We start from the raw sequence: 24,439 nt of genomic DNA, 5'->3' as shown, positions 1-24,439 counted from the left end.
CTCCTCAGTCGTGACACCTTAATAATTTTTCATTGAGATCACCGCCCCCCCGCGGCGGGGGGGGGGGGGGGGGGGGGGGGCCGGCCCCCCCCCCCCCCCCCCCCGCGACCGGGGAGGCAAGAGTGGCCGACCGCTTCGACCTGTCCACACCGTCCGAGCGCTGGCTGTGGAAGAAGGACACGCTCAGGGAGCCCACCCTCCTGCAGTCGTTCGCCTTCGACGAGGTCAACAAGCATCTGTACGTCCTTCAGCTGCGCCGGGGTGGCGCCGCGGCCGGCGACCTGTGCCTGAACCGGCTCGACTTCCAGGGCAAGCGGCTGGGCCACATGGAGCTGCGGGGCTTCGGACACGGGGTCGCCATGGGCGTGCAGCACGGCTCCGACGGCACGGTGTGGATCTGGACCGAGGCCGACGCCAAGGACGGTTACGGCCGTGGCGTCACCCGGTTCCGCTTCTTCGACGGCGCCGTCCGCACCCGGGACGACGTCAAGGTCCGCCACCCGATCCCGGGCTCCACCGGCAACCAGCCGTCGGTCTGCACGGCCTCCCGCCGCATCGCCGTCCGCCACCGCGTCGACGGCAAGCCCCGCTACCGCATCTGGGACCTCGCCGACTTCGTCGCCCGCGACTACTCCGAGCCGATCGCCGACTTCGCGCAGACCGGCGCGCATCCCGACCCCGACATTCCCTTCCAGGGGTACGCCCTGCACGGCGACCACCTCTACCAGCTGGCCGGAACCGCGTACGACGCGAAGACCAACCCGCCCGCGCGACGCGGCAACACCTACCTCTCCTGCCTCGACATCCGTACCGGCAGGCTGCTCGACCGGCAACGCACCGAGGCAGGGCACTCCCTCGACCACCGCGAACCGGAGGGCCTCGCCGTCCGCCAAGGCGCCGGGGGACAGCTGTGTCTGGGTCTCGCCTCCGGGGCGGTGGGGCAGCGCAGGTTCTCGATCTACTACAAGCCGCACAAGGCATGACGCGGCCGTACGCTGATCCCATGGCCAGGATCAACGACGTCGGCGGCGTCGAGGGCTTCGGCCCTGTCGACATCACCGACGACACCGAGCCCTTCCACGCCGACTGGGAGGCGCGGGTCTTCGGTATCTGGAACGCCCTGCGGGCACAGGGGATCTTCAATCTGAACGAGTTCCGGGACGCGATCGAGTCGATGCCGCCGCGGGAGTACCTGGCGGCGTCGTACTACGAGCGCTGGTTCGAGGCGATCAGCGCCCTCCTCGAACGCAAGGGCGTGATCGAGCCGGGTGAGCTCGATGACTGACCGTTTCGCACCGGGGGTACGCGTGGTGACGTACCGCCACGACCCGCCGCACCACACCCGGCTGCCCCGGTACGCGCGGGGCAAGCTCGGCGTCGTGGTCGAGCCGGAGGGACCGGCCGAACTGGCCGACGTCAGCGCGCGGGGGCGGGCGGACGCGCCGGTGGAGCAGGTGTACGCGGTGCGGTTCGAGGCGTGTGATCTGTGGGGTGCGGGCGACCATGAGGTCGTACTGGACCTGTGGGAGAGCTATCTGCAAGAGGACCGTGACGAAGAGGCCCGTGACGAAGGGGACCGTGACGATGAGCGGTGACCACTCCGACGCGACGATCGCCCGCCGGGTGCGACGCCTGGAGACCCTGCTGGAGGAGAAGGGCGTCCTCACGGGCGGGGAGCTGGACGAGGCGATCGACGCGTTCCTCGCGGGCGCCTCTCCGGCGAACGGGGCGCGGGTCGTCGCCCGGGCGTGGACCGACGAGGCGTACCGGACCCGGCTGCTGGCGGACGGTACGGCGGCGGTGCGCGAACTCGGCTGCATGGAGGGCTCCTACCAGCGCCTGCGCGTCGTCGAGAACACCGCCACGACCCACAACGTGATCGTCTGCACCCTCTGCTCCTGCTACCCCATCCGTCTCCTCGGCCCGTCCCCCAGCTGGTACAAGTCCGAGGCCTACCGCTCCCGCGTGGTCCGCGAACCCCGCGCCGTCCTCGCCGAGTTCGGCCTCACCCTGCAGCCCGACACCCGGATCACGGTGTGGGACTCCAGCGCGGAGACCCGCTACCTGGTCCTGCCCCGCCGCCCGGACGGCACGGAGGGGATGAGCGAGGAGGAGCTCGCGGGGCTGGTGACACGCAACGCGCTGATCGGCACGGCGGCCCTGTAGCTCAGTCCTTGTCGGCCTTCTCTCCCATGTCCGGCACCTTCTCCATCGACGGCTCCCCCAGCTCCTGCAACGCCGCGTCGGCCGCCGGCACCCCCGTCGGGGAGAAGTGCGGATTGATGCGCAGCGCCTCCTGGAGGTGCCGTCGGGCCGGACCCGGCATGTCCAGTTCCCGCTCGATCAGCCCCCGGTGGTAGACGTACAGCGCGCTGCGCACGCCGCCCCCGTGCGCCCGGTCGGTCGCCACGCGCGCGTACTTCAGGGCCGCCTTGCCCTCCCCGGCCCGGTGCAGCGCCCAGCCCAGCGCGTCGGCCACCGCGATGCCCGGCTGACGGCGCCACTCGGCCCGCAGCCGCCGTACCGCCGACTCCACGTCACCGTGGTCCGCCTCGAAGCGGCCCAGGACCAGCTCCTCGTCCACACCGCCGGCCGCCGACCTGGCCGCCCGCTCCCGCAGCAGGTCGTACTGCACCCGCGCCGCCTGCCCCAGCCCCAGCGACTCGTACAACTCGCCCAGTTCCAGGGCGTATTCGGGATACGGCTGCTTGGCGAACGCCACCCGGTACGCGTTCAGCGCCTCCGTCGTACGGCCCAGCGCGGCCAGCGTCCGCCCCTGCCCGGCGAGCGCCGCCCGCTGGTCGGGGTCGAGCCGTACCGCCTCCTGGAAGTAGCGCAGGGCCACGTCCAGGTCGCCGCGCTCCCAGGCGAGCTGCCCGGCACGCTCCAAATACGCCGCCCGCTCGGCCGGGGACCCGGCGCCCGCCGCCGCGTCGGACAGGGCGACGGCCGCGTCCTCCCGCCAGCCCCGGTCCCGGTAGAGGGCCGCCGCCCGCGCCCGCACCGCCGGACCCGAACGCAGCTTCAGCAGCCGGTCCAGGGTGCGCTTGGCGGCCTTGTAGTCACCCAGCCCCGTGTGCGCCTCGATCAGCTGCGGATACGCCGACCACTGTCTGCGGTCCACCTCCAGCGCCGCCTCGCTCCAGTTGCGCGCCGCCCGGAAGTCCCGCCGCGCGTTCGCCAGCGCCGCCATGGCGTCCATCGCCCCGGCGTTGCGCGCCCGCACCCTCAGCGACGTACGCAGCGCCTTCTCGGCCTTCGGGTAGTACCCCGGCTGCGCGGTCCGCCGCCCCTGCTCCACATACGCCGCCCCCAGCACGGCCCACGACACCGCGTCCTTGGGATGCCTGCGCAAGCGGGCCTCGCGCTCCTCGATCAGCACCGCCAGATCGGGCAGCGCGGCCGGCACCCCCGAGCTGACCGCGGCCAGCGCCTGCGCCCCCGGAGCCGGCACCGGCGCCTCGGTCCGGCCCGAGCCCCACGGCAGCAGCGCCAGCACCACGCCGAGCACGGCACACCCCGCCACCGAGGCGATCAGCACCCGCCGCGGGACACGCGGGCGACGCCCCGGTGTGCTGCCCTGCCCGTCCACCGGGGCGTCGCCCTGCGGGGCGCCGCTCTCCGCGGCGCTCACTGTGCGGTTCTCCATGCCGCTCACTGTGCGTGAAACGGTGCGCCCGTACGACGACCACACCCCGCCGCACCACGGCTGCCGTACGCGGGGTTCACACCGATGGCCCCCGGGTGTCACGCTGTGATCATGAGCAGGATCGAAGCCGCACCCGACCGGGCCCGGGGTGACCTCACCGAGCGGCTGCTCGCGGGTCTGCCCACCGAGGCCGTCCTGACCGACCCCGACGTCACGGCCTCCTACGCCAACGACATGGCGAGCTTCTGCCCGGCCGGCGCGCCCTCCGTGGTGGTGCTGCCGCGCACCGTCGAAGAGGTCCAGCACGTCATGCGCACCGCGACCGAACTGCGCGTCCCGGTCGTCCCGCAGGGTGCCCGCACGGGCCTGTCGGGCGGCGCCAACGCCTCCGACGGCTGCATCGTGCTGTCCCTGACCAAGATGGACCGCATCCTGGAGATCAACCCGGTCGACCGGATCGCGGTCGTCGAGCCCGGCGTCATCAACGCCACGCTCTCCCGCGCGGTCGGCGAACACGGCCTGTGCTACCCGCCGGACCCCTCCAGCTGGGAGATGTGCACGATCGGCGGCAACATCGGCACCGCCTCGGGCGGCCTGTGCTGTGTGAAGTACGGGGTGACGGCCGAGTACGTCCTGGGGCTGGACGTGGTGTTGGCCGACGGACGCCTGATGACCACCGGCCGCCGTACGGCCAAGGGGGTCGCGGGATACGACATGACCCGTCTCTTCGTCGGCTCCGAAGGCTCGCTCGGCATCGTCGTCCGGGCCGTCCTGGCGCTGAAGCCGCAGCCGCCGCAGCAACTGGTGCTGGCCGCCGAGTTCGCGTCCGCGGCGGCCGCCTGCGACGCGGTGTGCCGGATCATGGCCGGCGGGCATGTGCCGTCACTGCTGGAACTGATGGACCGTACGACGGTCAAGGCGGTGAACGCCCTCGCGAACATGGGGTTGCCGGAGACGACGGAGGCTCTCCTCCTGGCCGCCTTCGACACCCCGGACCCGGCGCCCGACCTCGCCGCGGTCGGTGCCCTGTGCGAGGCGGCCGGCGCGACCGAGGTGGTCCCCGCGGACGACGCGGCCGAGTCCGAACTGCTGCTCCAGGCGCGGCGGTTGTCCCTCACCGCGCTCGAAGCGGTGCGTGGCGTGACGATGATCGACGACGTGTGTGTGCCGCGGTCCCGGCTCGGTGACCTCATCGAGGGCGTGGAGCGGATCGCCGATAAGCACCAGCTGACCATCGGCGTCGTCGCGCACGCCGGTGACGGCAACACCCACCCGACCGTGTGCTTCGACGCGGCCGACGAGGACGAGTCCCGGCGCGCCCGTGAGTCCTTCGACGAGATCATGGCCCTCGGCCTGGAACTCGGCGGGACGATCACGGGCGAGCACGGGGTGGGAGTCCTGAAGAAGGAGTGGCTGGCGAGGGAGATCGGCCCGGTCGGCATCGAGATGCAGCGCGGTATCAAGGAGGTCTTCGACCCGCTGGGCATCCTCAACCCGGGCAAGCTGTTCTGACGTCTGGTGAGCGTGCCTCACTGGGCGAGCAGCTGATCGAGCGCGTCGTCGATCCCGAGCTGCTCGCCCTCAGTCCCCGGGGGCACCACCCGCAAGGTCCGCTCCAGCCAGGCCGACACCTGGGCCGCCGGCGCCTCCAGCAGGGCGTCCCCGTCCGGCGAGGTCAGCGCCATCAGCACCACGCTGCGCCCCTCGACCTTCCTCGGCCACACCCGCACGTCCCCGTGCCCGCACGGCCGGAACACGCCCTCGACCAGCAGATCGCGGGAGAACGTCCAGTACACGGGGTGCTCCGAGTTGATGTGGAACGTGATGTGCACGGCGTACGGATCGTCACTGCGGTAACTCAGCCGGGCCGGCACGGCGATGCTCCGCTCCGGCGACAGAATCAGCTTGAGCTCCAGCTCGCGCTCGATGGCGGTGTAGTGCATGGCGTGAATGTCCTCTCCCGTGTCGCACGCGGGCCCTGTGGACGGTCCCGTACGAGTGGAGAGGGCACAGGGGCGTGAATCATTACGCGGCTTCACAGAACTTTTTTTCCGCCCCTGTTCCGAGAGGGTTCCGTTCGTTGTGAAGTCGGTGTACGAGGTTGCCCGGAAAGGGGTGGGTCCTGCGGGACTGGCGGTGCGTGTTGCGTCGGTCTGATAGATGTGGAGGCCCCGAATCGACCCTCTAGCAGATACCGGACGACGGACATGAGCGCCCCAACCCCGGCCCCCGGTGACGACAGGCCCCGCGAAGGGTATTACCCGGACCCGTCCATTCCTGGATATGTCCGGTACTGGAACGGTGCCTCCTGGGTGCCCGGCACCAGCCGTCCGGCGCCGACGGACGGCGAGACGCTCAGCCCGCCGCCGGGCTCGCAGCCCGCTGCCGCCGCCCCGGCCGCCCCGGTCGAGGAGACGGGCCCGCACTTCTTCGACGAGGAGCCGGCCGACGGGCCGGCCGCGTCCGACCCCCGGCACGGCAGCCGTCCCGAGTCGGCGTCCGCCTGGGGCGCCGACCCGGCCCACCAGTCCGGCTTCGGCGGTGAGCAGGACCATCGTGTCTCCTGGGGTGCCCAGCAGGGCGCCGAGCCCGCCGGTCCGAGGGATCCGCGCACGGCCGCCCGCGCCGACGGCGCCGTCGACACCCCGCCCGCCGAGCCGGACGCCGACGCCCAGGGCCTCGCCTCCGGCAACACGTTCATGATGCGCAGGCCCACCGCCGGGTCCGGCGCCTCCGGGCAGGCCACCCCGCACATCCCGAGCCCCGCCGGTCCCGGCGCCGACGCCGGCACCATGGCGATCCGCGCCCTGTCCCCGCGCACGGGGCAGCAGAGCGGGGCGGCCGGGGCGCAGGCCGGGAGCACGGGCGCGTCCGCCGGTCCGGGCGCCGCACATCCGGACGCGGGCGCCCGCTCGTCGGCCGGTGCTCCGCAGGGCCCCGGCTTCGGTGCCGGGAAGGCCGCGGCCGACCGTGCCTCGGTGGCCCAGGCGGGCGCTCAGCAGGGCGCTCAGGGCGCTGCCGGCGCCCCGGCCGCCGGTGCCGCCGCCACGGGCCTCCCGGGCCCGCAGCAGGCCTCTCCGAGCGTCCCCCAGCAGTCCGGCCCGCCGATGAGCAGCGGCCAGGGCGGCGGTCAGTCCTCCTGGGCGCAGCAGGTGCACCGGCTCGCCGGTGACGACCAGCCGGTCGCCCCGTGGAAGCCCGTGCGGGAGGACCCGTTCGCGGCGGCCGCGCTGCGCCAGGCCGCCGCCCGCCCGGCGAACCTCGGCAAGCGGCTGGCCGCCCGGCTGCTGGACACCGTCGTCCTGGCCGCCGTCACCGCGGTGGCCGCCGTACCGCTCGGCACCAAGGCGATCGACCACGTCAACGAGAAGATCGACGCCGCCAAGCTCTCCGGCGAGACGGTCACCGTGTGGCTGCTGGACGGCACCACGTCGGTGTATCTCGGCATCATCGTGGCCGTCCTGCTGCTGTTCGGCCTGGCCTACGAGGCCCTGCCCACCGCCAAGTGGGGCCGCACGCTGGGCAAGAAGCTGTTCGGCCTGGAGGTCCGGGACATCGAGGCCCACGAGCCCCCGGAGTTCGGCGCGGCCCTGCGCCGCTGGCTCGTCTACAGCATCCCCGGCCTGCTCGGCATCGGCGTCGTCGGTGTCCTGTGGTGCCTGTTCGACCGGCCGTGGCACCAGTGCTGGCACGACAAGGCGGCCCGCACCTTCGTCGCCGGCTGACAGCGCCGGGCCTCCTGCGGCCGGCCCGGGTCCCGCTGCGTCCGTCGCGGGATCGCCGTATCCGCCGAACGGCCCGGGCGATTTCGTACCCCGGACGGCCCCGCGCCGGATGCGAAGCCGTGGGGTTCGCGGTCGACTCGGGCCATGAGCAGCGAACCGCCTCCCGGCTCCGGTCAGCCGCCCCCGGAGGACGACCCGTTCAGGAAGCAGCCCCCGCCGCCCGGGGGCTCGGGTTCGCCGTACGGTGATCAGCCGCCGTACGGCAGCCAACCCCCGCCTCCCTACGGCGGTGGCGGTGACCCGTACGGCGGAGGCGGGCTCCCCACCGACCCGCTGGCCGGGATGCCGCCGCTCGCCGACAGCGGCAAGCGCACGCTGGCCCGCATCATCGACATGATCCTCGTGGGCGTCGTCGTCTGGCTGCTCACCTGGGGCTTCGGCGACCACGAGTACGACGTGGACGCCGACAAGGTGGAGTACGGCAAGTCCTTCGCGCAGTCGCTGGTCGCCGCCGTGCTCTTCATCGGCTACGACACCTTCATGACCGTCAGGTCGGGGCAGACGCTCGGCAAGAAGCTGCTCAACATGCGGGTGGCCAACCTCGAAGACGGTGCCACGCCCTCCACGCAGAGCGCGCTGACGCGGGCGGCGGTGCTGTGGATCCCGTTCGCGTTCTGCTGCGCCTGTATCTGGACCGCGATCTGCGGCGGCTGGAGCTTCTTCGACCGGCCCTACAAACAGGGCCTGCACGACAAGGCGGCGAAGACGGTGGTGGTCAGCACCTGAGGATGGCGTACCCCGGGATCGCGCAGGCCGGGGTATGTCGGGTCAGGACTGCGTCAGTACGGGTTCCTCGGTCTGTTCGCGCTCGGCGGCGGGCTTGCGCATCGCCACCACACGGGCCCGGCTCGGCATCGGCACCGTCATGGCGACCAGCAGCCCGAGCAGAAGCGCCGAGACGGCGATGACCGCGATCCCCACACCCGAACTCGTCTGCGACAGCAGCAGCATGGCGAGCGTCGAGAAGATCACGGTGCACGAGCCGTAGGCGAGCTGTGCGGCAGTCGGACGAGGCATGATCATCGTGTCCTCGGAATCAGGGGTGCACGGGGGGTCTCGGCCTGGCTTTCCGCCGACGTCCGGGCGTTCCGCCATCCGACTCTAATCGCGTGCATGCCCGAGGGGAACAAACCGTAAGCGTGACCTAACCAACAGTGCCGGTGCACAGGGGGCGCACGGAGTCATAGCGTCCACCAAGTGGACAGACGCACGCGCCTCTCGGACGGAGCCGCCGTTGTCCGTAAAGCGAACATCGACTCCGCATAGTGCACTTGACGGGTCCAAGTCAAGGTCTGTCTTTTCTGGTTAACCTCTAGTCAAATGTCGTCACTTGACTACACGCGTTGATCAGGCGCGCGCGGACCCTCCATGACCAGGACCCCCTTCATTCCGTGCGCCCGGACGCGGGGGAGGATGCAAGTGACCATCAGACCCTGGACGTTCAGAGCGGCGGCGACAACCGTCGCGCTCGCGACGGCGACGGCGACGTTCGCGACCTTCGCGGTGGCTCAGGCCGACGAAGGCGCGGCGGCGGCATCGGTGAAGCGGCACGACCCGGCGGAGCACACTCACGCCGACCATGACCTCGAAGGCCCGATGAGCAAAACTCAGGAGGCCCAGCGCGAAGAAGCCCTGAACCAGGTCATATCGGGCAAAGCCAAGGTGAAGGAGCGTGACGGCTCGAAGGTCGTCCAGCTCAAGAGCAAGAAGGGCGACAGCAAGTACGTCGAGCTGGGCCGCGAGAAGACCGACAAGATCTTCACGATCCTGGTCGAGTTCGGCGACAAGACCAGCGAGGCCGGCGGCACGCCCGGTCCGCTGCACAACCAGATAGCCGAGCCCGACCGGGCGAAGGACAACTCGACCGCCTGGCAGGCGGACTACAACCAGAAGCACTACCAGGACCTGTACTTCGGTACCGGCAACAAGACCGAGTCGGTCAAGAAGTACTACGAGAAGCAGTCCTCGGGCCGCTACTCGGTCGACGGCGAGGTCGCCGACTGGGTCAAGGTCCCGTACAACGAGGCCCGCTACGGCAACAACGCCTGCGGCCAGACCAACTGCTCCAGCGTCTGGAACGTCGTCAGCGACGGCCTGAACGCGTGGGTCGCCCAGCAGAAGGCGGCCGGCAAGACCGACGCCGAGATCAAGACGGACGTCGCGAAGTTCGACCAGTGGGACCGCTACGACTTCGACGGCGACGGCGACTTCAACGAGCCCGACGGCTACATCGACCACTTCCAGGTCGTGCACGCCGGTGAGGACGAGTCCGCGGGCGGCGGCGCGCAGGGCACCGACGCGATCTGGGCCCACCGCTGGTACGCGTTCGGCACCGACGCGGGTGCCACCGGCCCCGCGGGCAACAAGCTGGGCGGCGCGAAGATCGGCGACACCGGCATCTGGGTCGGCGACTACACCGTCCAGCCGGAGAACGGCGGCCTGGGCGTCTACGCCCACGAGTACGGCCACGACCTCGGTCTGCCGGACCACTACGACACCTCCGGCGGCGAGAACTCCACCGGCTTCTGGACCCTGATGTCCTCCGGCTCCTGGCTCGGCACCGGCAAGAGCGAGATCGGTGACCTGCCCGGCGACATGACCGCCTGGGACAAGCTGCAGCTGGGCTGGCTGAAGTACGACACCGCCAAGGCCGCCACGAGTTCGTGGCACAAGCTGGGCGTCGCCGAGTACAACACCAAGCACAAGCAGGCCCTCGTGGTCGAGCTGCCCAAGAAGAAGGTCACCACCGAGATCGTGGCCCCGGCGCAGGGCGCGAACCAGTGGTGGAGCGGCAAGGGCGACAACCTCGCCAACACGCTGACCCGTTCCGTGGACCTCACCGGCAAGTCCGCCGCCTCGCTGACGCTGGACGGCTGGTACGACATCGAGGCCGAGTTCGACTTCCTCTACACCGAGGTCTCGACCGACGGCGGCGCCAACTGGACCGCCATCGACGGCACGGTCGACGGCACGGCCCTGCCGAAGGACGCCAGCGGCAAGCCGGCGATCACCGGCACGGTGGACGCGTACAAGAAGCTCGTCTTCCCGCTGAACGCCTACGCCGGCAAGAAGATCGACCTGCGCTTCCGCTACCAGACGGACGGCGGCGTGGCCCAGAAGGGCTTCGCGGCCGACGAGATCACCGTGACCGCCGACGGCACGGCCCTGTTCTCCGACAACGCCGAGAGCGCTGACGCCGCTTGGAAGACCAAGGGCTTCTCCCGCATCGGCGCGTCCATCACGGGCGACTACGCGCAGTACTACATCGCCGAGAACCGTCAGTACGTGTCGTACGACAAGACCCTGAAGACGGGCCCGTACAACTTCGGCTTCTCGACGACCCGTCCGTCCTGGGTGGAGCACTACGCCTACCAGAACGGTCTGTTGATCTGGAAGTGGGACACCTCCCAGCAGGACAACAACACCAGCAAGCACCCCGGTGTCGGCCTGGTCCTCCCGATCGACTCCCACCCGGCCCCGCTGAAGTGGACCGACGGCACGCTGATGCGCAACCGCGTCCAGTCCTACGACGCGCCGTTCAGCCGCTACCGCACGGACGGCATGACGCTGCACAACGCGGACGTCGCGGCCAGGATCCCGTCGCGTGCGGGGGTGCCGGTCTTCAACGACCGGACCAACACGTACTACGACGCCGAGACCCCGACCGCGGGTGTCAAGATCACTGACACCAACACCAAGATCAAGATCGTCAAGGAGGCCAAGGATGGCTCCACGATCGAGGTCGAGGTCGGCCCTGCGGTGAAGTAGTCGGCATACTCGCAGGTCAGAGCATGATCGGCGGCGACCCCTTGGCGGGTTGCCGCCGCTCGTGTTTAGGTGCACCCTGTGCTTCCCTTATTGACATCGACTCGCACGGGGGTGTGACCGCATGGCCGCAGGAGGTTTCTGCAAGCTGCCGACCGGCAGCGTGGTGGTGGCGTTGAACCTGCCCAGACCCACCGCCGACGGCACGGGCTGCGTCCGCGTCCTCGTACACGCCCAGAACCGCGCCCGAGCCCTGACCAGGCTCCGCAACCTGGGCATGCGCGCCGTCTACCTACGCGGCAACGCCGCCCCACCGACCCCCGACGAGATCACGGCGGTCCTCCACCACCCCGACGGCCTGATATGGCGAACGGCACCTGACAACGGTGTCGTGGCGGGCCCGGAGCTGATGCAGGAACTGTGGCACCCGATCCGGGCACTCCTGAGACGCCCCGCTGCAACGCCCTAAAGGGGCGCGGGGCTGTATCGATATGCGGCTACCGCCGCGTGGGCGCGACCAGCCACGATGGCGCCGCAGTCGCCCGACGGCGAATCACGGCACTCTGCGGAGCGCTCGGCTCGGCTACGCCACCACCGGCTTACCGGTCAGCTCGACCCCCGCCTCGCGCATCTCCTCCAGGGCCCGCTCAGTGGTCTCCGTGGCCACCCCGGCGGTCAGATCCAGCAGCACCTGCGTACGGAACCCCTCCCGCACTCCGTCCAACGCGGTGGCCCGCACGCAGTGGTCCGTGGCGATGCCCACCACGTCGACCTCCCCGACCGCCCGGGCCCGCAGCCAGTCGGCCAGCTTCACGCCGTTCTCGTCGGCCCCCTCGAACCCGCTGTACGCCGCCGCGTACGCCCCCTTGTCGAACACGGCGTCGATCGCGCCGGAGGCGACCGCCGGGGCGAAGTTCGGGTGGAAGCCGACGCCCTCCGTGCCCGCGACGCAGTGCGCCGGCCAGGAGTGGGCGAAGTCGGGGTTCGCGGAGAAATGGCCGCCAGGGGCGATGTGGTGGTCGCGGGTGGCTACGACGTGCTGGTAGCCGGACCCGGCCGCCTGCCCGATCAGCTCGGTGACGGCGGCGGCCACATCGGCACCGCCGGCCACCGCGAGGCTGCCTCCCTCGCAGAAGTCGTTCTGCACGTCTACGACGATCAAGGCGCGGCGCATGGTCGGTGTCCTTCGGTTATGGACGCTGAGGTCGGGACGGTGAAACGGTTCGGCCCGGCCGTGAACTTCCGAGCCTAGAGACTTCGACAACCGTGCGGGAGGGGGCATGGAGTGAGCACGCCGGGCGCACTCGCTTCACAACCCCGTCCGGCTACCCGAGCGCCCGTTGACATACTCCGTCGGGATGACGGGTTCCCCGCGCGAGAGCTGGGTCGCCGACAGCGGCAGATCCGCGCGCGCCCGCGTGTGCCGGTCCCGTACGACATCCAGCGACTCGCGGGCCAGTACGTCACCGCCCTGCACCAGCTCGACCAGCAGCTGCCGCTCGGCGAGCTCCGCCGGGACCGGCCCGGTGCCGATCACCTCGGCCTCGGCGGCGCCGTACTCGTCGAGGCGGCGCGCGGCCCACTTGCGGCCGCCGATGGAGGTCTTGCCGCCGCTCGACTTCTTCGCCACCGGCACCAGCGGGGCCTTCGGGTCGGCCGACTCGGCGCGGGCGACCAGCTTGTAGACCATCGAGCAGGTCGGATGCCCGGACCCGGTGACCAGCTGGGTGCCGACGCCGTACGCGTCGACCGGCGCCGCCGCCAGTGAGGCGATGGCGTACTCGTCCAGGTCGGAGGTCACGATGATCCTCGTGCCGGTGGCGCCCAGCTCGTCCAGCTGCTGGCGGACCCGGTGCGCGACCAGCAGCAGGTCGCCCGAGTCGATCCGGACGGCGCCCAGCTCCGGCCCGGCGATCTCCACGGCCGTACGGACCGCCTCGGCGACGTCGTAGGTGTCCACCAGCAGCGTGGTGCCCCGGCCCATGGTGTCCACCTGGGCCTGGAAGGCGTCCCGCTCGCGGTCGTGCAGCAGGGTGAAGGCGTGGGCGCTGGTGCCGACGGTGGGGATGCCGTAGCGGAAGCCGGCGGCCAGGTCCGAGGTGGAGGTGAAGCCGCCGACGTACGCGGCGCGGGAGGCGGCCACCGCGGCCAGCTCGTGGGTGCGCCGGGCGCCCATCTCGATGATCGGGCGCTCCCCGGCGGCCGACGACATCCGGGAGGCGGCCGCGGCGATCGCGGAGTCGTGGTTGAGGATGGAGAGGATCACCGTCTCCAGCAGCACGCACTCGGCGAAGGTGCCCTCGACCCGCATGATCGGCGAGCCCGGGAAGTAGACCTGGCCCTCGGGGTAGCCCCAGATGTCGCCGGAGAAGCGGTAGTCCGCGAGCCACTTCAGGGTCTCCTCGTCGACGATCTTCCGCTCGCGCAGGAAGCCGAGGACGTCCGCGTCGAAACGGAAGTTCTCGACGGCGTCCAGGACGCGTCCGGTGCCCGCCACGACGCCGTAGCGCCGTCCCTCGGGCAGTCGCCGGGTGAAGACCTCGAAGACGCTGCGCCGCTGTGCGGTACCGGCCTTCAGCGCGGCCTGCAGCATCGTCAGCTCGTACTGGTCAGTGAAGAGCGCCGTCGAGGGAACGTCCACCGGCAGCCCAAGGTCCGCTGTGTTCATGGCAACCGATGGTACCCCCATCTCGTCACTCTGACGATTTGGTCCATGGGTTCGCCGGGGATTTGTGCGACCACCCCCCTCCGGTGGCAGCATGGGCACTGTGACGTCACCCGCTCCCGTAGAGATCGAACGTACCGAAGCGGCGGAGGAGACCTTCGCCGTACCCGAGCCGGACGTCCCCTGGGTCACGATCGTCCACAACGACCCGGTCAACCTCATGAGCTACGTGACGTATGTCTTCCAGTCGTACTTCGGCTATCCCAAGGACAAGGCCACCAAGCTCATGCTCGACGTCCATCACAAGGGCCGGGCGGTCGTCTCCAGCGGCACTCGTGAGGAGATGGAGCGCGACGTGCAGGCCATGCACGGCTACGGCCTGTGGGCCACCCTTCAGCACGACCGTAAATGACCTCTCGCCCGCAGGACCGGAAGTAGCGAATCGCCTCCATGCCAGGAACCTTCGAACCGCTCCCCGGCGGCGGCGCGGCCGTCGCCCTCGATGACGTCGAGATCTCCATCATCCGGTCGCTGGCCGTGCAGCTCCTGGAGCTCATCGGTCCCGGCCCCGCCGAGGACGCCCCCGACGACCCGCTCGCCGAGCTGTTCGCCGAGGGGCCGAGCGAACCGCCGGCCGACCCGGTGCTGCGGCGCCTCTTCCCGGACGCCTACGGCGACCCCGAGGGCACCCCGCAGGCCAAGGAGGCCGAGGAGCAGCGGGCGCATTCCGCGGAGTTCCGCCGCTACACCGAGAACGACCTGCGGGCCGGCAAGCGCGACAACGCGCTCGCGGTGGTCCGCTCCCTGGACGAGCTCAGCAGCGCCTCCGCCGGGGAGGGCGGTGCGGTGCTCAAGCTCTCCGTCGAGGAGTCCCAGCGCTGGCTCGGCGCCCTCAACGATCTGCGCCTGGCCATCGGTTCCCGGCTGGACATCGCCGACGAGGACGACACCGACCTGCTCTACCGGCTCCCGGACGAGGACCCGCGCAAGCCGATGGTGATGGCGTATCTGTGGCTGGGCGGGCTCCAGGAGACGCTGGTCGCGACGCTGCTGCCGTAACTCGTGCCCCTTTTGGCCGTCATCTGTGACGGTTTTGTGTTCGCTCAGCGGACGCTCAAATCCGGATAACGATCGTGTCACCGCCGCCGCCCACTCTGGGAGGCGGCGATGATTTTGTCCGGTTCTTCCTGTGTGATGCGCCACATAATCCATGGCCGATCATTGTTACGGCCGTGATAAATCTTCACGACGCCCGCCGAGCACCACCCGAATGTTCGGCCGGGTGCGCCGTATGGCCGACGGATCGTCGGTCAGGCACAGCTCCAGCAATCCGGGGGGATCGAGACCCGATCCGCGGCCGACGAAGGCCCGGGTCGGCATGGAGAAAGGCGCACTACACATGACCTCTTCGAAGGTCACTGACGCGAAGGCCACCGGCGCCCCCGAGGAGGGGTACGAGCGGGGTCTCGGCAGCCGTCAGGTCCAGATGATCGCGATCGGCGGTGCCATCGGCGTCGGCCTGTTCATGGGCGCCGGGGCGAACATCGAGAAGGCCGGCACCAGCATCATCCTGATGTACGCCCTCGCGGGCGTCGTCATCTTCTTCATCATGCGGGCCCTGGGTGAACTGCTTCTCTACCGGCCCGTCTCCGGCTCCTTCGCCGAGTACGCCCGGGAGTTCCTCGGCCCGTTCTTCGGGTTCGTCACGGGCTGGACGTACTGGCTCATGTGGGTGGTCACCGGCATGGCCGAGCTCACGGCCGCCGCGATCTACATCCACTTCTGGTTCCCCGAGATCCCGCAGTGGGTCAGCGCCCTGGTGTTCCTGGTGGTGCTCTTCGGCGTCAACCTGATCTCCGTCAAGATCTTCGGTGAGGTCGAGTTCTGGTTCTCGATGATCAAGGTCACGGCCATCATCGGCATGATCGTCATCGGCCTCGGCGTGCTCACCCTCGGCTTCTCCGACGCCGGTGACACCGCCGCCGTCTCCAACCTCTGGTCGCACCACGGCTTCTTCCCGAACGGCATCGGCTCCAGCCTGATGACGCTCCAGGGCGTCATGTTCGCCTACCTCGCCGTCGAGCTCGTCGGCGTCACCGCGGGCGAGTCCGAGAACCCCGAGAAGACCCTGCCCAAGGCCATCAACACCCTGCCCTGGCGCATCATCGTCTTCTACGTCGGTGCGCTGACGGTGATCCTCTCCGTCGTCAAGTGGACCGAGTTCCACGCCGGTGAGAGCCCCTTCGTGCACGCCTTCGGCAAGATCGGCATCCCGCTCGCCGCGGGCATCGTCAACTTCGTGGTGCTCACCGCGGCCCTGTCGTCCTGCAACTCGGGCATGTACTCGACCGGCCGCATGCTGCGCGACCTCGCCGCCAACAGCGAGGCCCCGAGCGCCTTCGGCAAGCTCAACGCCCGCAAGACGCCCGCCGTCGGCATCACGGTCTCCGTGGCGCTCATGGGCATCGGCGTCGTCCTGAACTACATCGTCCCGGAGAAGGCGTTCACCTACGTCACCTCTGTCGCCACCGCGGCCGGCATCTGGACCTGGATGATGATCCTCGTCAGCCACATCCGCTACCGCTCCGCGGTCGACGCAGGCCGACTGCGCGCCTCGTCCTTCCCCGCTCCCGGCGGGGCGCTCTTCAGCTGGGTCGCGCTCCTCTTCCTCATCGGCGTGACCGGCATGATCGCGTACGACAAGGACGCGCGGGTCTGCCTGTACGTCGCGGCCGGCTGGGCCCTCGCCCTGGGCATCGGCTGGGCGATCCTCAAGAGCCGCAACCCGCAGATCACCGACCGCGGCGGCGAGCCCGAGTTCGAGAAGGTCGGCTGACACAGGGCCGTGGACGCCCGCCGCAGGGAGCACTCGTGGCGCCCCGTGCGGCTGCCGCTCAGGCGTCCACGCTCAGGACGTACCACGTCCGGCATATGGGCCGCTTCGTACCATCCCTCGGTACGGAGCGGCCCTCTGCTTATCCTGACGGACATGCTGACCATCACCCAGGCCCTCGTCGACCAGATCGTCGCCCACGCGCGCAAGGACCACCCCGACGAGGCGTGCGGCGTCATCGCGGGCCCCGCCGGCTCGGACCGCCCCGAGCGCTTCATCCCGATGCTGAACGCGGCCATGTCGCCCACGTTCTACGAGTTCGACTCCGGCGACCTGCTCAAGCTCTACCGCGAGATGGACGACCGCGACGAGGAGCCGGTGGTCATCTACCACTCCCACACGGCCACCGAGGCCTACCCCTCGCGTACCGACATCTCCTACGCCAACGAGCCCGGCGCCCACTACGTGCTCGTCTCCACCGCCGACACCGACGGCCTCGGTGACTTCCAGTTCCGCTCCTTCCGCATCGTCGACGGCGAGGTGACGGAGGAGGAGGTCAAGGTCGTAGAGGCGTACTGAGCCCGCCGACGGCCGACCTGAACAGCGCGGTCTCACTCCCCGGCCGAAAAGCGTCCGCGATGTGGGATCACATTCCAAAAGCCGGACCGGGAATCGATACGATGACCCCATGGTTTCCCACGACGTGAGCGAAAAGACGCCGGGCATGCTGCTCGTTGCGCGGCTGCACGTCGACCTGTGCAGGCTCGCCAGCGCCATCTGTTGACGCGACACCCTGCCGCCGTACGGCCGTGAGCCGCGGCGCCGCACCCACGCACCACCCCTGCTGTACTTGCGCTGCCGCGCGCCCCCGATCGACTACTCCCGACAGGAGCCCTGAGCCATGGCCATCGAGGTCCGCATCCCCACCATCCTCCGCACCTACACCGACGGTCAGAAGGCGGTGGAGGGCAGTGGTGAGACCCTCGCCGAGCTGTTCACCGACCTTGAGACCCGGCACGCGGGCATCCACGCCCGCATCGTGGACGGCGGCGAGCTGCGCCGCTTCGTCAACGTCTACCTCAACGACGAGGACGTCCGCTTCCTCGCGGGCATCAACACCAAGCTCGCCGACGGCGACAACGTCACGATCCTGCCGGCCGTGGCCGGCGGTATGGCCTGATCCGGATGCGCTACGACTCCCCGCTCGCCGCGGTCGGCAACACCCCCCTGGTGTGCCTGCCGCGGTTGTCGCCGTCCGAGGACGTCCGCATCTGGGCCAAGCTGGAGGACCGCAACCCCACCGGCTCGGTCAAGGACCGCCCCGCCCTGCACATGATCGAGCAGGCGGAGAAGGACGGCCGTCTCACCCCGGGCTGCACGATCCTGGAGCCGACCAGCGGAAACACCGGCATCTCGCTGGCGATGGCGGCGAAGCTCAAGGGCTACCGCATCGTGTGCGTGATGCCCGAGAACACCTCGCAGGAGCGCCGGGACCTGCTCGCCATGTGGGGCGCGGAGATCATCTCCAGCCCGGCGGCGGGCGGCTCCAACACCGCCGTACGCGTCGCCAAGGAGCTGTCGGCCGAGCACCCCGACTGGGTGATGCTCTACCAGTACGGCAACCCGGACAACGCGGGCGCCCACTACGCGACGACCGGGCCGGAGATCCTCACCGACCTCCCCTCCATCACCCACTTCGTGGCGGGCCTCGGCACCACCGGCACCCTCATGGGCGTCGGCCGCTACCTGCGTGAACACAAGCCGGACGTCAAGATCGTCGCGGCGGAACCGCGCTACGACGACCTGGTCTACGGCCTGCGCAACCTCGACGAGGGCTTCGTCCCCGAGCTGTACGACGCCTCCGTCCTGACCACCCGCTTCTCGGTCGGCTCGGCCGACGCGGTCACCCGCACCCGCGAACTCCTCCAGCAGGAGGGCATCTTCGCGGGCGTCTCCACCGGCGCCGCGCTGCACGCCGCGATCGGTGTCGGGGCGAAGGCGCTGAAGGCGGGGGAGTCCGCCGACATCGTGTTCGTCGTCGCCGACGGCGGCTGGAAGTACCTCTCGACCGGCGTCTACACGGCGGCCACGACAGAGGAAGCGATCGAGACCCTGCAGGGTCAGCTCTGGGCATGAGCGGCGCCCCGTAAAGGGCGCGGCCTCCCCGGCGGAGCGCCTACGCCGAGAGGCCATGTCGCGAGGTCACGTCGAGAGGTGACGGACCTGGTCCCACACGACCGGGTCCATCACCCCGACCCGCCGCCGGAAGTCCGACACCGGTACGTCTCGCAGCTCGCCCGTCTCCAGGAAGCTGGCCCGGCCCCGGGTGTCCCCGACCGAACCAGGCGGCAGCGGGATCACCCCGTACCGCTCGTCCCGGTACTTGCTGGTGATCTTCGCGACGGTGACCTGCTGCCCCCGCACCGCGACCACCAGACACGGCCGGTCCTTGGCGCCCGGCCCGTCCTCGTACGGCACCCGGGCCCACCAGATCTCCGCGGGCTCCGGCCGGCCACCCGGTGCCCGCCCCCGCCGCTGCGGCCGTCCGGGCGGCCGCGTCCGCCGCCCCCCGGGCCGTCGCCGCCCCCACCCGTCGACGAGCGCGGCGACCAGCGCGAGCAGTACCACCGCCGCGAGCGCCAGCCACCATGACGTGTCCATAGGGACGAAGGTACCGGCGCGCACTCACCCCCGCGCGCCTTCACTCCCGCCTCACACTCCCCGCGTCCAGCCGAACGCGTGACACCACAGGTGAGTTCGCCCACAACAGCCCTTGGCGGAGGAGCGACCGGAGGTTTTGCGCCTTACGCTCGACAAACCGCACGACCCCCGACGCCCCATTCCTCGATCTTCTGGATTTCCCGCCAGCGGAGGTTTCTGTTTCATGAAGCTCACCGTCGTCGGCTGCTCGGGGTCGTTCCCGTCCGCGGAATCGGCCTGTTCGAGCTACCTCGTCGAGGCCGACGGCTTCCGGCTGCTCCTCGACATGGGCAACGGCGCCCTTGGCGAGCTGCAGCGCCACTGCGGTCTCTACGACCTCGACGCGATCTTCCTCAGCCATCTGCACGCCGACCACTGCATCGACATGTGCGCGTATTTCGTGGCGCGCTACTACCGGCACGACGGCGGCCGCTGCGACCCGATCCCGGTCTACGGCCCCGAGGGCACCGAGCAGCGACTGACCACCGCCTATGCCGACACCCCCACCGCCTCGTCCATGAGCGAGGTCTTCGACTTCCACACGGTCAAGCCGTCCACCTTCGAGATCGGCCCGTTCACGGTGCACACGGAGCGCGTCGCCCACCCGGTGGAGGCGTACGGCATCCGGATCGAGCACGGTGGAAAGACGCTGACCTACTCGGGCGACACGGGCATCAGCACCGCCCTGGACGAACTCGCCCGCGACGCCGACCTGTTCCTGTGCGAGGCCGCCTTCACGCACGGCAAGGAGAACATCCCCGACCTGCACCTCAACGGCCGTGAGGCAGGTCAGTCGGCGGCCCGCGCGGGCGCCCGCCGCCTGGTCCTCACCCACATCCCGCCGTGGACCGACCCCCAGGTCAACCTGGCCGACGCGCGTGAGGTCTACGACGGTCCGGTGCATCTGGCGGCGCCGCGGCAGACGTACGAGATCTGAGGCCCGTATCCGCGCGAAGGCCCCGGAACCGAAGAGGTTCCGGGGCCTTCGTCGTCGTTGGCGGGCCGTCCGGCCTACTTCGCCTCCGCCTTCTGGAGCTCGGCGAGTTCCTCGTCGGACTCGCGGCCCGGCGTCGGCAGGTTGAACTTGGTGATCGCGAACCGGAAGATCGCGTAGTAGGCCGCGGCAAAGCACAGGCCCACCAGGGCCAGGCCCCACGGGTTGGTCGCGATGCCCAGGTTCAGGCCGAAGTCGACCGCGCCGGCCGAGAAGCCGAAGCCGTCCTTCATGCCGAGCGCCCAGGTCAGGGCCATCGAGACGCCGGTGAGGACCGCGTGGACGGCGTACAGGGCCGGGGCGATGAACATGAAGGTGAACTCGATGGGCTCGGTCACGCCGGTGACGAAGGACGTCAGCGCGAGGGAGAACATCATGCCGCCGACGACCTTGCGGCGCTCCGGGCGGGCACAGTGCACGATCGCCAGACAGGCGGCCGGCAGCGCGAACATCATGATCGGGAAGAAGCCGGTCATGAACTGTCCGGCGCTCGGGTCACCGGCCAGGAAGCGGGCGATGTCACCGCTCTTGCCCTGGTACTCGCCCGCCTGGAACCACGGGAACGAGTTGAGCAGGTGGTGCATGCCGATCGGGATCAGGGCGCGGTTGGCGACACCGAATATGCCGGCGCCGACGGCGCCCGAACCGACCAGCCACTCACCGAAGTTGTGCAGGCCCGTGCCGAGGACCGGCCAGATGTAGCCGAAGACGATGCCGATGACCAGGCCCGCGAAGGCGGAGACGATCGGGACCAGTCGGCGGCCGCCGAAGAAGCCCGCCCAGTCCGGGAGCTTGGTGCGGTAGAGGCGCTGGTAGAGGAGGGCGACGACGATGCCCATCACCACGCCGCCGAGGACCTTGGCGTCCACCGGTGCGTCGACCATGACGACCTTGCCGTCGACGGCCTTCGCCACCTGCGGCAGGTTCGGGTCGGTGAACGTGGCGAGCACGTTCTTGAAGACCAGGTAGCCGACCACGGCCGCGAGCGCCGTCGAGCCGTCCGACTTCTTGGCGAAGCCGATCGCGATACCGACGGCGAACAGCAGCGCCATGTTGTCGAGGATCGCGTTGCCGCCGGCCGCCATGAAGCCCGCGATCTTCGTGAGGAACGCGGGGTACTCCGGGTCGCCCAGCATGTCGGTGTTGCCGAAGCGAACCAGGAGAGCGGCTGCGGGCAGCACCGCCACCGGCAGCATCAGGCTGCGGCCGATGCGCTGCATCACAGCCATCGCAGCGGCGCCCTTTTTCTTGTCGGCCGCGGGAGCGGCGCTGGCCGTGGTCACAACTTCCTCCAGGGGGTCCGCCCGGCCGTAGGCTGGGGGAGGGCATGGCGCCGCCCGGGGACAGGAAGGGGACGGCGGCGTCTGGTCTACACCACTGAGTGGTGTAGACCTGTTGTAGCACGGTGAGGGCGATATAAGGAACCCGTGAATTCCGCAACCGGAGTGCTACGCGCAGTGCCCTGATTGGTCAGACCTTTGTGACGTCCTCGACCTCGTCCTCGGGCTCTCTGCCCGGCGTCTTCAGGTCGAACTTCGTGATCGCGAAACGGAAGATCGCGTAATAGACGACGGCGAAGCCGAGGCCGATCGGAATCATCGCCCAGGGTTTCGTGGCCAGGTTCCAGTTGATGACGTAGTCGATCAGCCCGGCCGAGAAACTGAACCCGTCGTGCACCCCGAGCCCCCAGGTCACCGCCATCGAGACACCCGTCAGCAGCGCGTGCACCGCGTACAGCAGCGGGGCGACGAAGAGGAACGAGTACTCGATCGGTTCCGTGATGCCGGTGACGAACGACGTCAGCGCCACCGACAGCATCAGACCGCCGATCTCCTTGCGGCGCTCCGGCCGGGCGCAGTGGGTGATCGCGAGGGCTGCCGCCGGGAGGGCGAACATCATGATCGGGAAGAAGCCCGAGGTGAACTGGCCGGCGGTCGGGTCGCCCGCGAGGAACATGTTGATGTCGCCGTGCACGACCTCGCCGTCGGGCTTGGTGTAGCTGCCGAACTGGAACCAGATGGGCACGTTGAGGAACTGGTGCAGGCCCACGACCAGCAGCGCGCGGTTGGCGATGCCGAACACGCCCGCGCCCCAGGAGCCCAGGTCGCTCATCCAGTCGCTGAAGTTCTCCAGCGACTCACCGATCGGCGGCCAGACCCACAGACAGAGCACCGCGAACACGATCGCCACGAACGCCATGATGATCGGGACGAGACGTCGTCCGTTGAAGAAGCCGAGCCAGTCCACCAGCTTGGTGCGGTGGTAGCGCTGCCAGAAGAAGGCCGTCAGCAGGCCGATGACGATGCCGCCGAACACGCCAGGGTTCTGGTAGGTGTACGCGCTCACCGTCCCGTCGGTCGCGGCGCAGCCGATGTCGGTGATCTCCTTCGTGCCGTCCGGGCAGTCCTCCGGGAACTCGCGCAGCACGTTGTAGTAGACGAGGAACCCCGCCACCGCCGCCAGCGCCGTAGAGCCGTCCGCCTTCTTCGCCATACCGATGGACACGCCGACGCAGAACAGCAGCGGCAGCCCGAGCGCGCTGTCGAGCAGCGCGCCGCCCGCGCCGTCCATCACCTTCGACAGGTTGTCCCACCCGAGGCCCTCGTCGCCGAAGACGTCCGGCTGGCCGAGGCGGTTGAGAATGCCCGCGGCCGGCAGGACGGCGATGGGAAGCTGCAGGCTGCGGCCCATCTTCTGCAGCCCCTGGAACGCCGCCTGCCACCGCCGGCGCGCGGGAGAGGGCTCGGTCTCGGCAGTCATGGGTTGGCGGCCGCCTGTCGGGTGGTGTAGACCAGTTACGACGATGGGGTTGCTGTGACGTCATCCTTCGGTACGCATGACGCAACCGCTCGTGAAGTTGGGCCAACAGTGCATGAGGAGACCGAAATGGCCAGCAAGGCTGAGAAGATCGTCGCCGGGCTCGGTGGCATCGACAACATCGAGGAGATCGAGGGCTGCATCACCCGACTCCGCACCGAGGTGAGCGACGCCTCGCTGGTCGACGAGACCGCCCTGAAGGCCGCCGGCGCCCACGGCGTCGTGAAGATGGGCACCGCCATCCAGGTCGTCATCGGCACCGACGCCGACCCGATCGCGGCGGAGATCGAAGACATGATGTGAAGCGCGGGCATCGTCCCGGGCTTCAGAGCCTGAGGGGCCCTTCCCACCTCGGGAGGGGCCCCTTCCAGATTCCAGGGTCTGTCGCCCTGCGGCTAGGCTCACCCGCATGGCAGCCACCTCCTCACTTCCTCGAATCGACGGTCGTACTCCCGAACAGCTCCGCCCGGTCACCATCGAACGTGCCTGGAGCAAGCACGCGGAGGGCTCCGTCCTCGTCTCCTTCGGCGACACGAAGGTCCTGTGCACCGCCTCCTTCACCGAAGGGGTCCCGCGCTGGCGCAAGGGCAGCGGCGAGGGCTGGGTCACCGCGGAGTACGCCATGCTGCCCCGCGCCACCAACACCCGCGGCGACCGTGAGTCCGTGCGGGGCAAGATCGGCGGCCGTACCCATGAGATCAGCCGCCTGATCGGCCGCTCCCTGCGCGCGGTCATCGACTACAAGGCGCTCGGCGAGAACACGATCGTCCTCGACTGCGACGTCCTCCAGGCCGACGGCGGCACCCGCACCGCCGCCATCACCGGCGCCTACGTCGCCCTCGCCGACGCCATCGCCTGGGCCCAGGGCAAGAAGCTGATCAAGCCCGGCCGCAAGCCGCTCACCGGCACCGTCAGCGCCGTCTCGGTCGGCATCGTCGGCGGCGTCCCGCTGCTCGACCTGCGCTACGAGGAGGACGTGAAGGCCGACACCGACATGAACGTCGTCTGCACCGGCGACGGCCGCTTCGTCGAGGTCCAGGGCACCGCCGAGGCCGAGCCCTTCGCCCGCGAGGAGCTCAACTCCCTTCTGGACCTCGCCGTTTCCGGTTGCGGGGAGCTGGCGGAACTGCAGCGCAAGGCACTTGATACCGTCCTCGAAAAGTAAAGGACACACCAAGAAGAGCCGCCTCTTCGGGCAACCCCGCCGCCTGCCCCGGCGTCACTAGGGGTA

The 24,439-nt window shown here is 69.9% G+C and carries 27 protein-coding genes; 19 read left to right on the top strand and 8 right to left on the bottom strand.

Annotated elements, in window-relative coordinates; translation table 11 throughout:
* The first annotated feature begins 122 nt into the window (after positions 1-122).
* The 4 genes from ACFWYS_RS43985 to nthA are packed head-to-tail and all read left to right on the top strand — an operon-like array spanning position 123 to position 2,166.
* A complete protein-coding gene (locus ACFWYS_RS43985) occupies positions 123-983 on the top strand; it encodes a Teichoic acid biosynthesis protein C (Precursor) (protein WP_384782183.1) in 861 nt (286 codons plus the stop codon).
* Between the two features lie 20 nt (positions 984-1,003).
* Positions 1,004-1,285: a hypothetical protein gene (locus ACFWYS_RS43980; protein WP_384782181.1), complete on the top strand. Its 282-nt coding sequence runs from the start codon at positions 1,004-1,006 to the stop codon at positions 1,283-1,285.
* Positions 1,278-1,595, top strand: a complete 318-nt coding sequence (locus ACFWYS_RS43975) for an SH3-like domain-containing protein (protein WP_384782179.1) — start codon at positions 1,278-1,280, stop codon at positions 1,593-1,595. The genes ACFWYS_RS43980 and ACFWYS_RS43975 overlap by 8 nt, the downstream gene beginning before the upstream one ends.
* Complete coding sequence (gene nthA / locus ACFWYS_RS43970; protein ID WP_384782189.1) at positions 1,585-2,166, top strand: nitrile hydratase subunit alpha; 582 nt, start codon at positions 1,585-1,587, stop codon at positions 2,164-2,166. Before ACFWYS_RS43975 ends, nthA begins: the two co-directional genes overlap by 11 nt.
* A gap of 1 nt (position 2,167) precedes the next feature.
* On the opposite strand, the gene ACFWYS_RS43965 is transcribed toward nthA, so the two are convergent.
* A complete protein-coding gene (locus ACFWYS_RS43965; protein ID WP_384782178.1) occupies positions 2,168-3,649 on the bottom strand; it encodes a tetratricopeptide repeat protein in 1,482 nt (493 codons plus the stop codon).
* A gap of 105 nt (positions 3,650-3,754) precedes the next feature.
* Here ACFWYS_RS43965 and ACFWYS_RS43960 point away from each other — a divergent pair, with 105 nt between their 5' ends.
* Positions 3,755-5,161: an FAD-binding oxidoreductase gene (locus ACFWYS_RS43960; protein WP_384782176.1), complete on the top strand. Its 1,407-nt coding sequence runs from the start codon at positions 3,755-3,757 to the stop codon at positions 5,159-5,161.
* 17 nt (positions 5,162-5,178) lie between these two features.
* Here ACFWYS_RS43960 and ACFWYS_RS43955 read toward each other — a convergent pair whose 3' ends face one another.
* Positions 5,179-5,592 carry an SsgA family sporulation/cell division regulator gene (locus ACFWYS_RS43955; protein ID WP_384782174.1) on the bottom strand — a complete coding sequence of 138 codons (414 nt, stop codon included), beginning with the start codon at positions 5,590-5,592 and terminating at the stop codon, positions 5,179-5,181.
* 264 nt (positions 5,593-5,856) lie between these two features.
* Here ACFWYS_RS43955 and ACFWYS_RS43950 point away from each other — a divergent pair, with 264 nt between their 5' ends.
* On the top strand, positions 5,857-7,374 hold the full coding sequence (locus ACFWYS_RS43950) for an RDD family protein (RefSeq protein ID WP_384782172.1): 1,518 nt from the start codon (positions 5,857-5,859) through the stop codon (positions 7,372-7,374).
* Between the two features lie 144 nt (positions 7,375-7,518).
* Positions 7,519-8,160: an RDD family protein gene (locus ACFWYS_RS43945; RefSeq protein ID WP_384782170.1), complete on the top strand. Its 642-nt coding sequence runs from the start codon at positions 7,519-7,521 to the stop codon at positions 8,158-8,160.
* Positions 8,161-8,202: 42 nt separating this feature from the next.
* Here the strand turns inward: ACFWYS_RS43945 and ACFWYS_RS43940 are convergent, their stop codons facing one another.
* A complete protein-coding gene (locus ACFWYS_RS43940; protein WP_272117370.1) occupies positions 8,203-8,451 on the bottom strand; it encodes a hypothetical protein in 249 nt (82 codons plus the stop codon).
* A gap of 402 nt (positions 8,452-8,853) precedes the next feature.
* Here ACFWYS_RS43940 and ACFWYS_RS43935 point away from each other — a divergent pair, with 402 nt between their 5' ends.
* The gene (locus tag ACFWYS_RS43935; protein WP_384782168.1) at positions 8,854-11,202 is read left to right on the top strand and encodes an immune inhibitor A domain-containing protein; all 2,349 of its coding nucleotides are present in this window, start codon (positions 8,854-8,856) and stop codon (positions 11,200-11,202) included.
* Between the two features lie 121 nt (positions 11,203-11,323).
* Positions 11,324-11,668, top strand: coding sequence for a hypothetical protein (locus tag ACFWYS_RS43930; RefSeq protein ID WP_384782167.1), 345 nt, complete (start codon positions 11,324-11,326; stop codon positions 11,666-11,668).
* Between the two features lie 114 nt (positions 11,669-11,782).
* On the opposite strand, the gene ACFWYS_RS43925 is transcribed toward ACFWYS_RS43930, so the two are convergent.
* The gene (locus ACFWYS_RS43925; RefSeq protein WP_384782165.1) at positions 11,783-12,373 is read right to left on the bottom strand and encodes an isochorismatase family protein; all 591 of its coding nucleotides are present in this window, start codon (positions 12,371-12,373) and stop codon (positions 11,783-11,785) included.
* A 135-nt stretch (positions 12,374-12,508) separates the two neighbouring features.
* Positions 12,509-13,867, bottom strand: a complete 1,359-nt coding sequence (locus ACFWYS_RS43920) for a nicotinate phosphoribosyltransferase (protein WP_384782163.1) — start codon at positions 13,865-13,867, stop codon at positions 12,509-12,511.
* A gap of 91 nt (positions 13,868-13,958) precedes the next feature.
* On the opposite strand from ACFWYS_RS43920, the gene clpS reads away from it, so the two are divergent.
* The 7 genes from clpS to ACFWYS_RS43885 all read left to right on the top strand — a co-directional run bounded on the left by clpS (position 13,959) and on the right by ACFWYS_RS43885 (position 18,833).
* Positions 13,959-14,276 (top strand): ATP-dependent Clp protease adapter ClpS, encoded by a 318-nt coding sequence (gene clpS, locus ACFWYS_RS43915; RefSeq protein WP_030945914.1) that lies wholly within the window; start codon positions 13,959-13,961, stop codon positions 14,274-14,276.
* Positions 14,277-14,314: 38 nt separating this feature from the next.
* Complete coding sequence (locus ACFWYS_RS43910; RefSeq protein WP_384782161.1) at positions 14,315-14,923, top strand: DUF2017 domain-containing protein; 609 nt, start codon at positions 14,315-14,317, stop codon at positions 14,921-14,923.
* A gap of 340 nt (positions 14,924-15,263) precedes the next feature.
* Positions 15,264-16,700 carry an amino acid permease gene (locus ACFWYS_RS43905; RefSeq protein ID WP_384782159.1) on the top strand — a complete coding sequence of 479 codons (1,437 nt, stop codon included), beginning with the start codon at positions 15,264-15,266 and terminating at the stop codon, positions 16,698-16,700.
* 153 nt (positions 16,701-16,853) lie between these two features.
* Complete coding sequence (locus ACFWYS_RS43900) at positions 16,854-17,276, top strand: M67 family metallopeptidase (protein ID WP_272117387.1); 423 nt, start codon at positions 16,854-16,856, stop codon at positions 17,274-17,276.
* Positions 17,277-17,385: 109 nt separating this feature from the next.
* A complete protein-coding gene (locus ACFWYS_RS43895) occupies positions 17,386-17,481 on the top strand; it encodes a putative leader peptide (protein ID WP_019759525.1) in 96 nt (31 codons plus the stop codon).
* Between the two features lie 117 nt (positions 17,482-17,598).
* A complete protein-coding gene (locus tag ACFWYS_RS43890; protein ID WP_272117389.1) occupies positions 17,599-17,877 on the top strand; it encodes a MoaD/ThiS family protein in 279 nt (92 codons plus the stop codon).
* A 5-nt stretch (positions 17,878-17,882) separates the two neighbouring features.
* Positions 17,883-18,833 carry a PLP-dependent cysteine synthase family protein gene (locus ACFWYS_RS43885; RefSeq protein ID WP_384782156.1) on the top strand — a complete coding sequence of 317 codons (951 nt, stop codon included), beginning with the start codon at positions 17,883-17,885 and terminating at the stop codon, positions 18,831-18,833.
* 66 nt (positions 18,834-18,899) lie between these two features.
* Here the strand turns inward: ACFWYS_RS43885 and ACFWYS_RS43880 are convergent, their stop codons facing one another.
* The gene (locus tag ACFWYS_RS43880; protein ID WP_384782154.1) at positions 18,900-19,358 is read right to left on the bottom strand and encodes a type II toxin-antitoxin system PemK/MazF family toxin; all 459 of its coding nucleotides are present in this window, start codon (positions 19,356-19,358) and stop codon (positions 18,900-18,902) included.
* A 223-nt stretch (positions 19,359-19,581) separates the two neighbouring features.
* On the opposite strand from ACFWYS_RS43880, the gene ACFWYS_RS43875 reads away from it, so the two are divergent.
* On the top strand, positions 19,582-20,334 hold the full coding sequence (locus tag ACFWYS_RS43875; protein ID WP_384782153.1) for an MBL fold metallo-hydrolase: 753 nt from the start codon (positions 19,582-19,584) through the stop codon (positions 20,332-20,334).
* A gap of 74 nt (positions 20,335-20,408) precedes the next feature.
* Here ACFWYS_RS43875 and ACFWYS_RS43870 read toward each other — a convergent pair whose 3' ends face one another.
* Both ACFWYS_RS43870 and ACFWYS_RS43865 read right to left on the bottom strand, forming a co-directional pair.
* On the bottom strand, positions 20,409-21,674 hold the full coding sequence (locus tag ACFWYS_RS43870; protein WP_384782151.1) for a PTS transporter subunit EIIC: 1,266 nt from the start codon (positions 21,672-21,674) through the stop codon (positions 20,409-20,411).
* A gap of 187 nt (positions 21,675-21,861) precedes the next feature.
* On the bottom strand, positions 21,862-23,151 hold the full coding sequence (locus ACFWYS_RS43865) for a PTS transporter subunit EIIC (RefSeq protein WP_384782149.1): 1,290 nt from the start codon (positions 23,149-23,151) through the stop codon (positions 21,862-21,864).
* A gap of 108 nt (positions 23,152-23,259) precedes the next feature.
* On the opposite strand from ACFWYS_RS43865, the gene ACFWYS_RS43860 reads away from it, so the two are divergent.
* Positions 23,260-23,511 carry a PTS glucose/sucrose transporter subunit IIB gene (locus ACFWYS_RS43860; protein ID WP_272117401.1) on the top strand — a complete coding sequence of 84 codons (252 nt, stop codon included), beginning with the start codon at positions 23,260-23,262 and terminating at the stop codon, positions 23,509-23,511.
* Between the two features lie 106 nt (positions 23,512-23,617).
* Positions 23,618-24,373 (top strand): ribonuclease PH, encoded by a 756-nt coding sequence (gene rph, locus ACFWYS_RS43855; protein ID WP_384782147.1) that lies wholly within the window; start codon positions 23,618-23,620, stop codon positions 24,371-24,373.
* Positions 24,374-24,439: the final 66 nt, after the last annotated feature.

It is taken from the genome of Streptomyces sp. NPDC059010 (genome assembly GCF_042740355.1).
In the GTDB taxonomy this organism is placed as follows: domain Bacteria; phylum Actinomycetota; class Actinomycetes; order Streptomycetales; family Streptomycetaceae; genus Streptomyces.
This window is presented reverse-complemented; position numbering and strand designations above follow the sequence as displayed.

Bases quoted from the DNA above. Each gene is read 5' to 3' on its own strand.
- ACFWYS_RS43940 (WP_272117370.1), bottom strand. From the start codon at position 8,451: ATGCCTCGTCCGACTGCCGCACAGCTCGCCTACGGCTCGTGCACCGTG.
- ACFWYS_RS43900 (WP_272117387.1), top strand. From the start codon at position 16,854: ATGCTGACCATCACCCAGGCCCTCGTCGACCAGATCGTCGCCCACGCG.
- ACFWYS_RS43975 (WP_384782179.1), top strand. From the start codon at position 1,278: ATGACTGACCGTTTCGCACCGGGGGTACGCGTGGTGACGTACCGCCAC.
- ACFWYS_RS43930 (WP_384782167.1), top strand. From the start codon at position 11,324: ATGGCCGCAGGAGGTTTCTGCAAGCTGCCGACCGGCAGCGTGGTGGTG.
- ACFWYS_RS43920 (WP_384782163.1), bottom strand. From the start codon at position 13,867: ATGAACACAGCGGACCTTGGGCTGCCGGTGGACGTTCCCTCGACGGCG.
- ACFWYS_RS43910 (WP_384782161.1), top strand. From the start codon at position 14,315: ATGCCAGGAACCTTCGAACCGCTCCCCGGCGGCGGCGCGGCCGTCGCC.
- clpS (WP_030945914.1), top strand. From the start codon at position 13,959: ATGGGCACTGTGACGTCACCCGCTCCCGTAGAGATCGAACGTACCGAA.
- ACFWYS_RS43865 (WP_384782149.1), bottom strand. From the start codon at position 23,151: ATGACTGCCGAGACCGAGCCCTCTCCCGCGCGCCGGCGGTGGCAGGCG.
- ACFWYS_RS43950 (WP_384782172.1), top strand. From the start codon at position 5,857: ATGAGCGCCCCAACCCCGGCCCCCGGTGACGACAGGCCCCGCGAAGGG.
- ACFWYS_RS43890 (WP_272117389.1), top strand. From the start codon at position 17,599: ATGGCCATCGAGGTCCGCATCCCCACCATCCTCCGCACCTACACCGAC.
- ACFWYS_RS43895 (WP_019759525.1), top strand. From the start codon at position 17,386: ATGGTTTCCCACGACGTGAGCGAAAAGACGCCGGGCATGCTGCTCGTT.
- ACFWYS_RS43925 (WP_384782165.1), bottom strand. From the start codon at position 12,373: ATGCGCCGCGCCTTGATCGTCGTAGACGTGCAGAACGACTTCTGCGAG.
- ACFWYS_RS43885 (WP_384782156.1), top strand. From the start codon at position 17,883: ATGCGCTACGACTCCCCGCTCGCCGCGGTCGGCAACACCCCCCTGGTG.
- ACFWYS_RS43945 (WP_384782170.1), top strand. From the start codon at position 7,519: ATGAGCAGCGAACCGCCTCCCGGCTCCGGTCAGCCGCCCCCGGAGGAC.
- nthA (WP_384782189.1), top strand. From the start codon at position 1,585: ATGAGCGGTGACCACTCCGACGCGACGATCGCCCGCCGGGTGCGACGC.
- ACFWYS_RS43955 (WP_384782174.1), bottom strand. From the start codon at position 5,592: ATGCACTACACCGCCATCGAGCGCGAGCTGGAGCTCAAGCTGATTCTG.
- ACFWYS_RS43980 (WP_384782181.1), top strand. From the start codon at position 1,004: ATGGCCAGGATCAACGACGTCGGCGGCGTCGAGGGCTTCGGCCCTGTC.
- ACFWYS_RS43905 (WP_384782159.1), top strand. From the start codon at position 15,264: ATGACCTCTTCGAAGGTCACTGACGCGAAGGCCACCGGCGCCCCCGAG.
- rph (WP_384782147.1), top strand. From the start codon at position 23,618: ATGGCAGCCACCTCCTCACTTCCTCGAATCGACGGTCGTACTCCCGAA.
- ACFWYS_RS43880 (WP_384782154.1), bottom strand. From the start codon at position 19,358: ATGGACACGTCATGGTGGCTGGCGCTCGCGGCGGTGGTACTGCTCGCG.
- ACFWYS_RS43965 (WP_384782178.1), bottom strand. From the start codon at position 3,649: ATGGAGAACCGCACAGTGAGCGCCGCGGAGAGCGGCGCCCCGCAGGGC.
- ACFWYS_RS43875 (WP_384782153.1), top strand. From the start codon at position 19,582: ATGAAGCTCACCGTCGTCGGCTGCTCGGGGTCGTTCCCGTCCGCGGAA.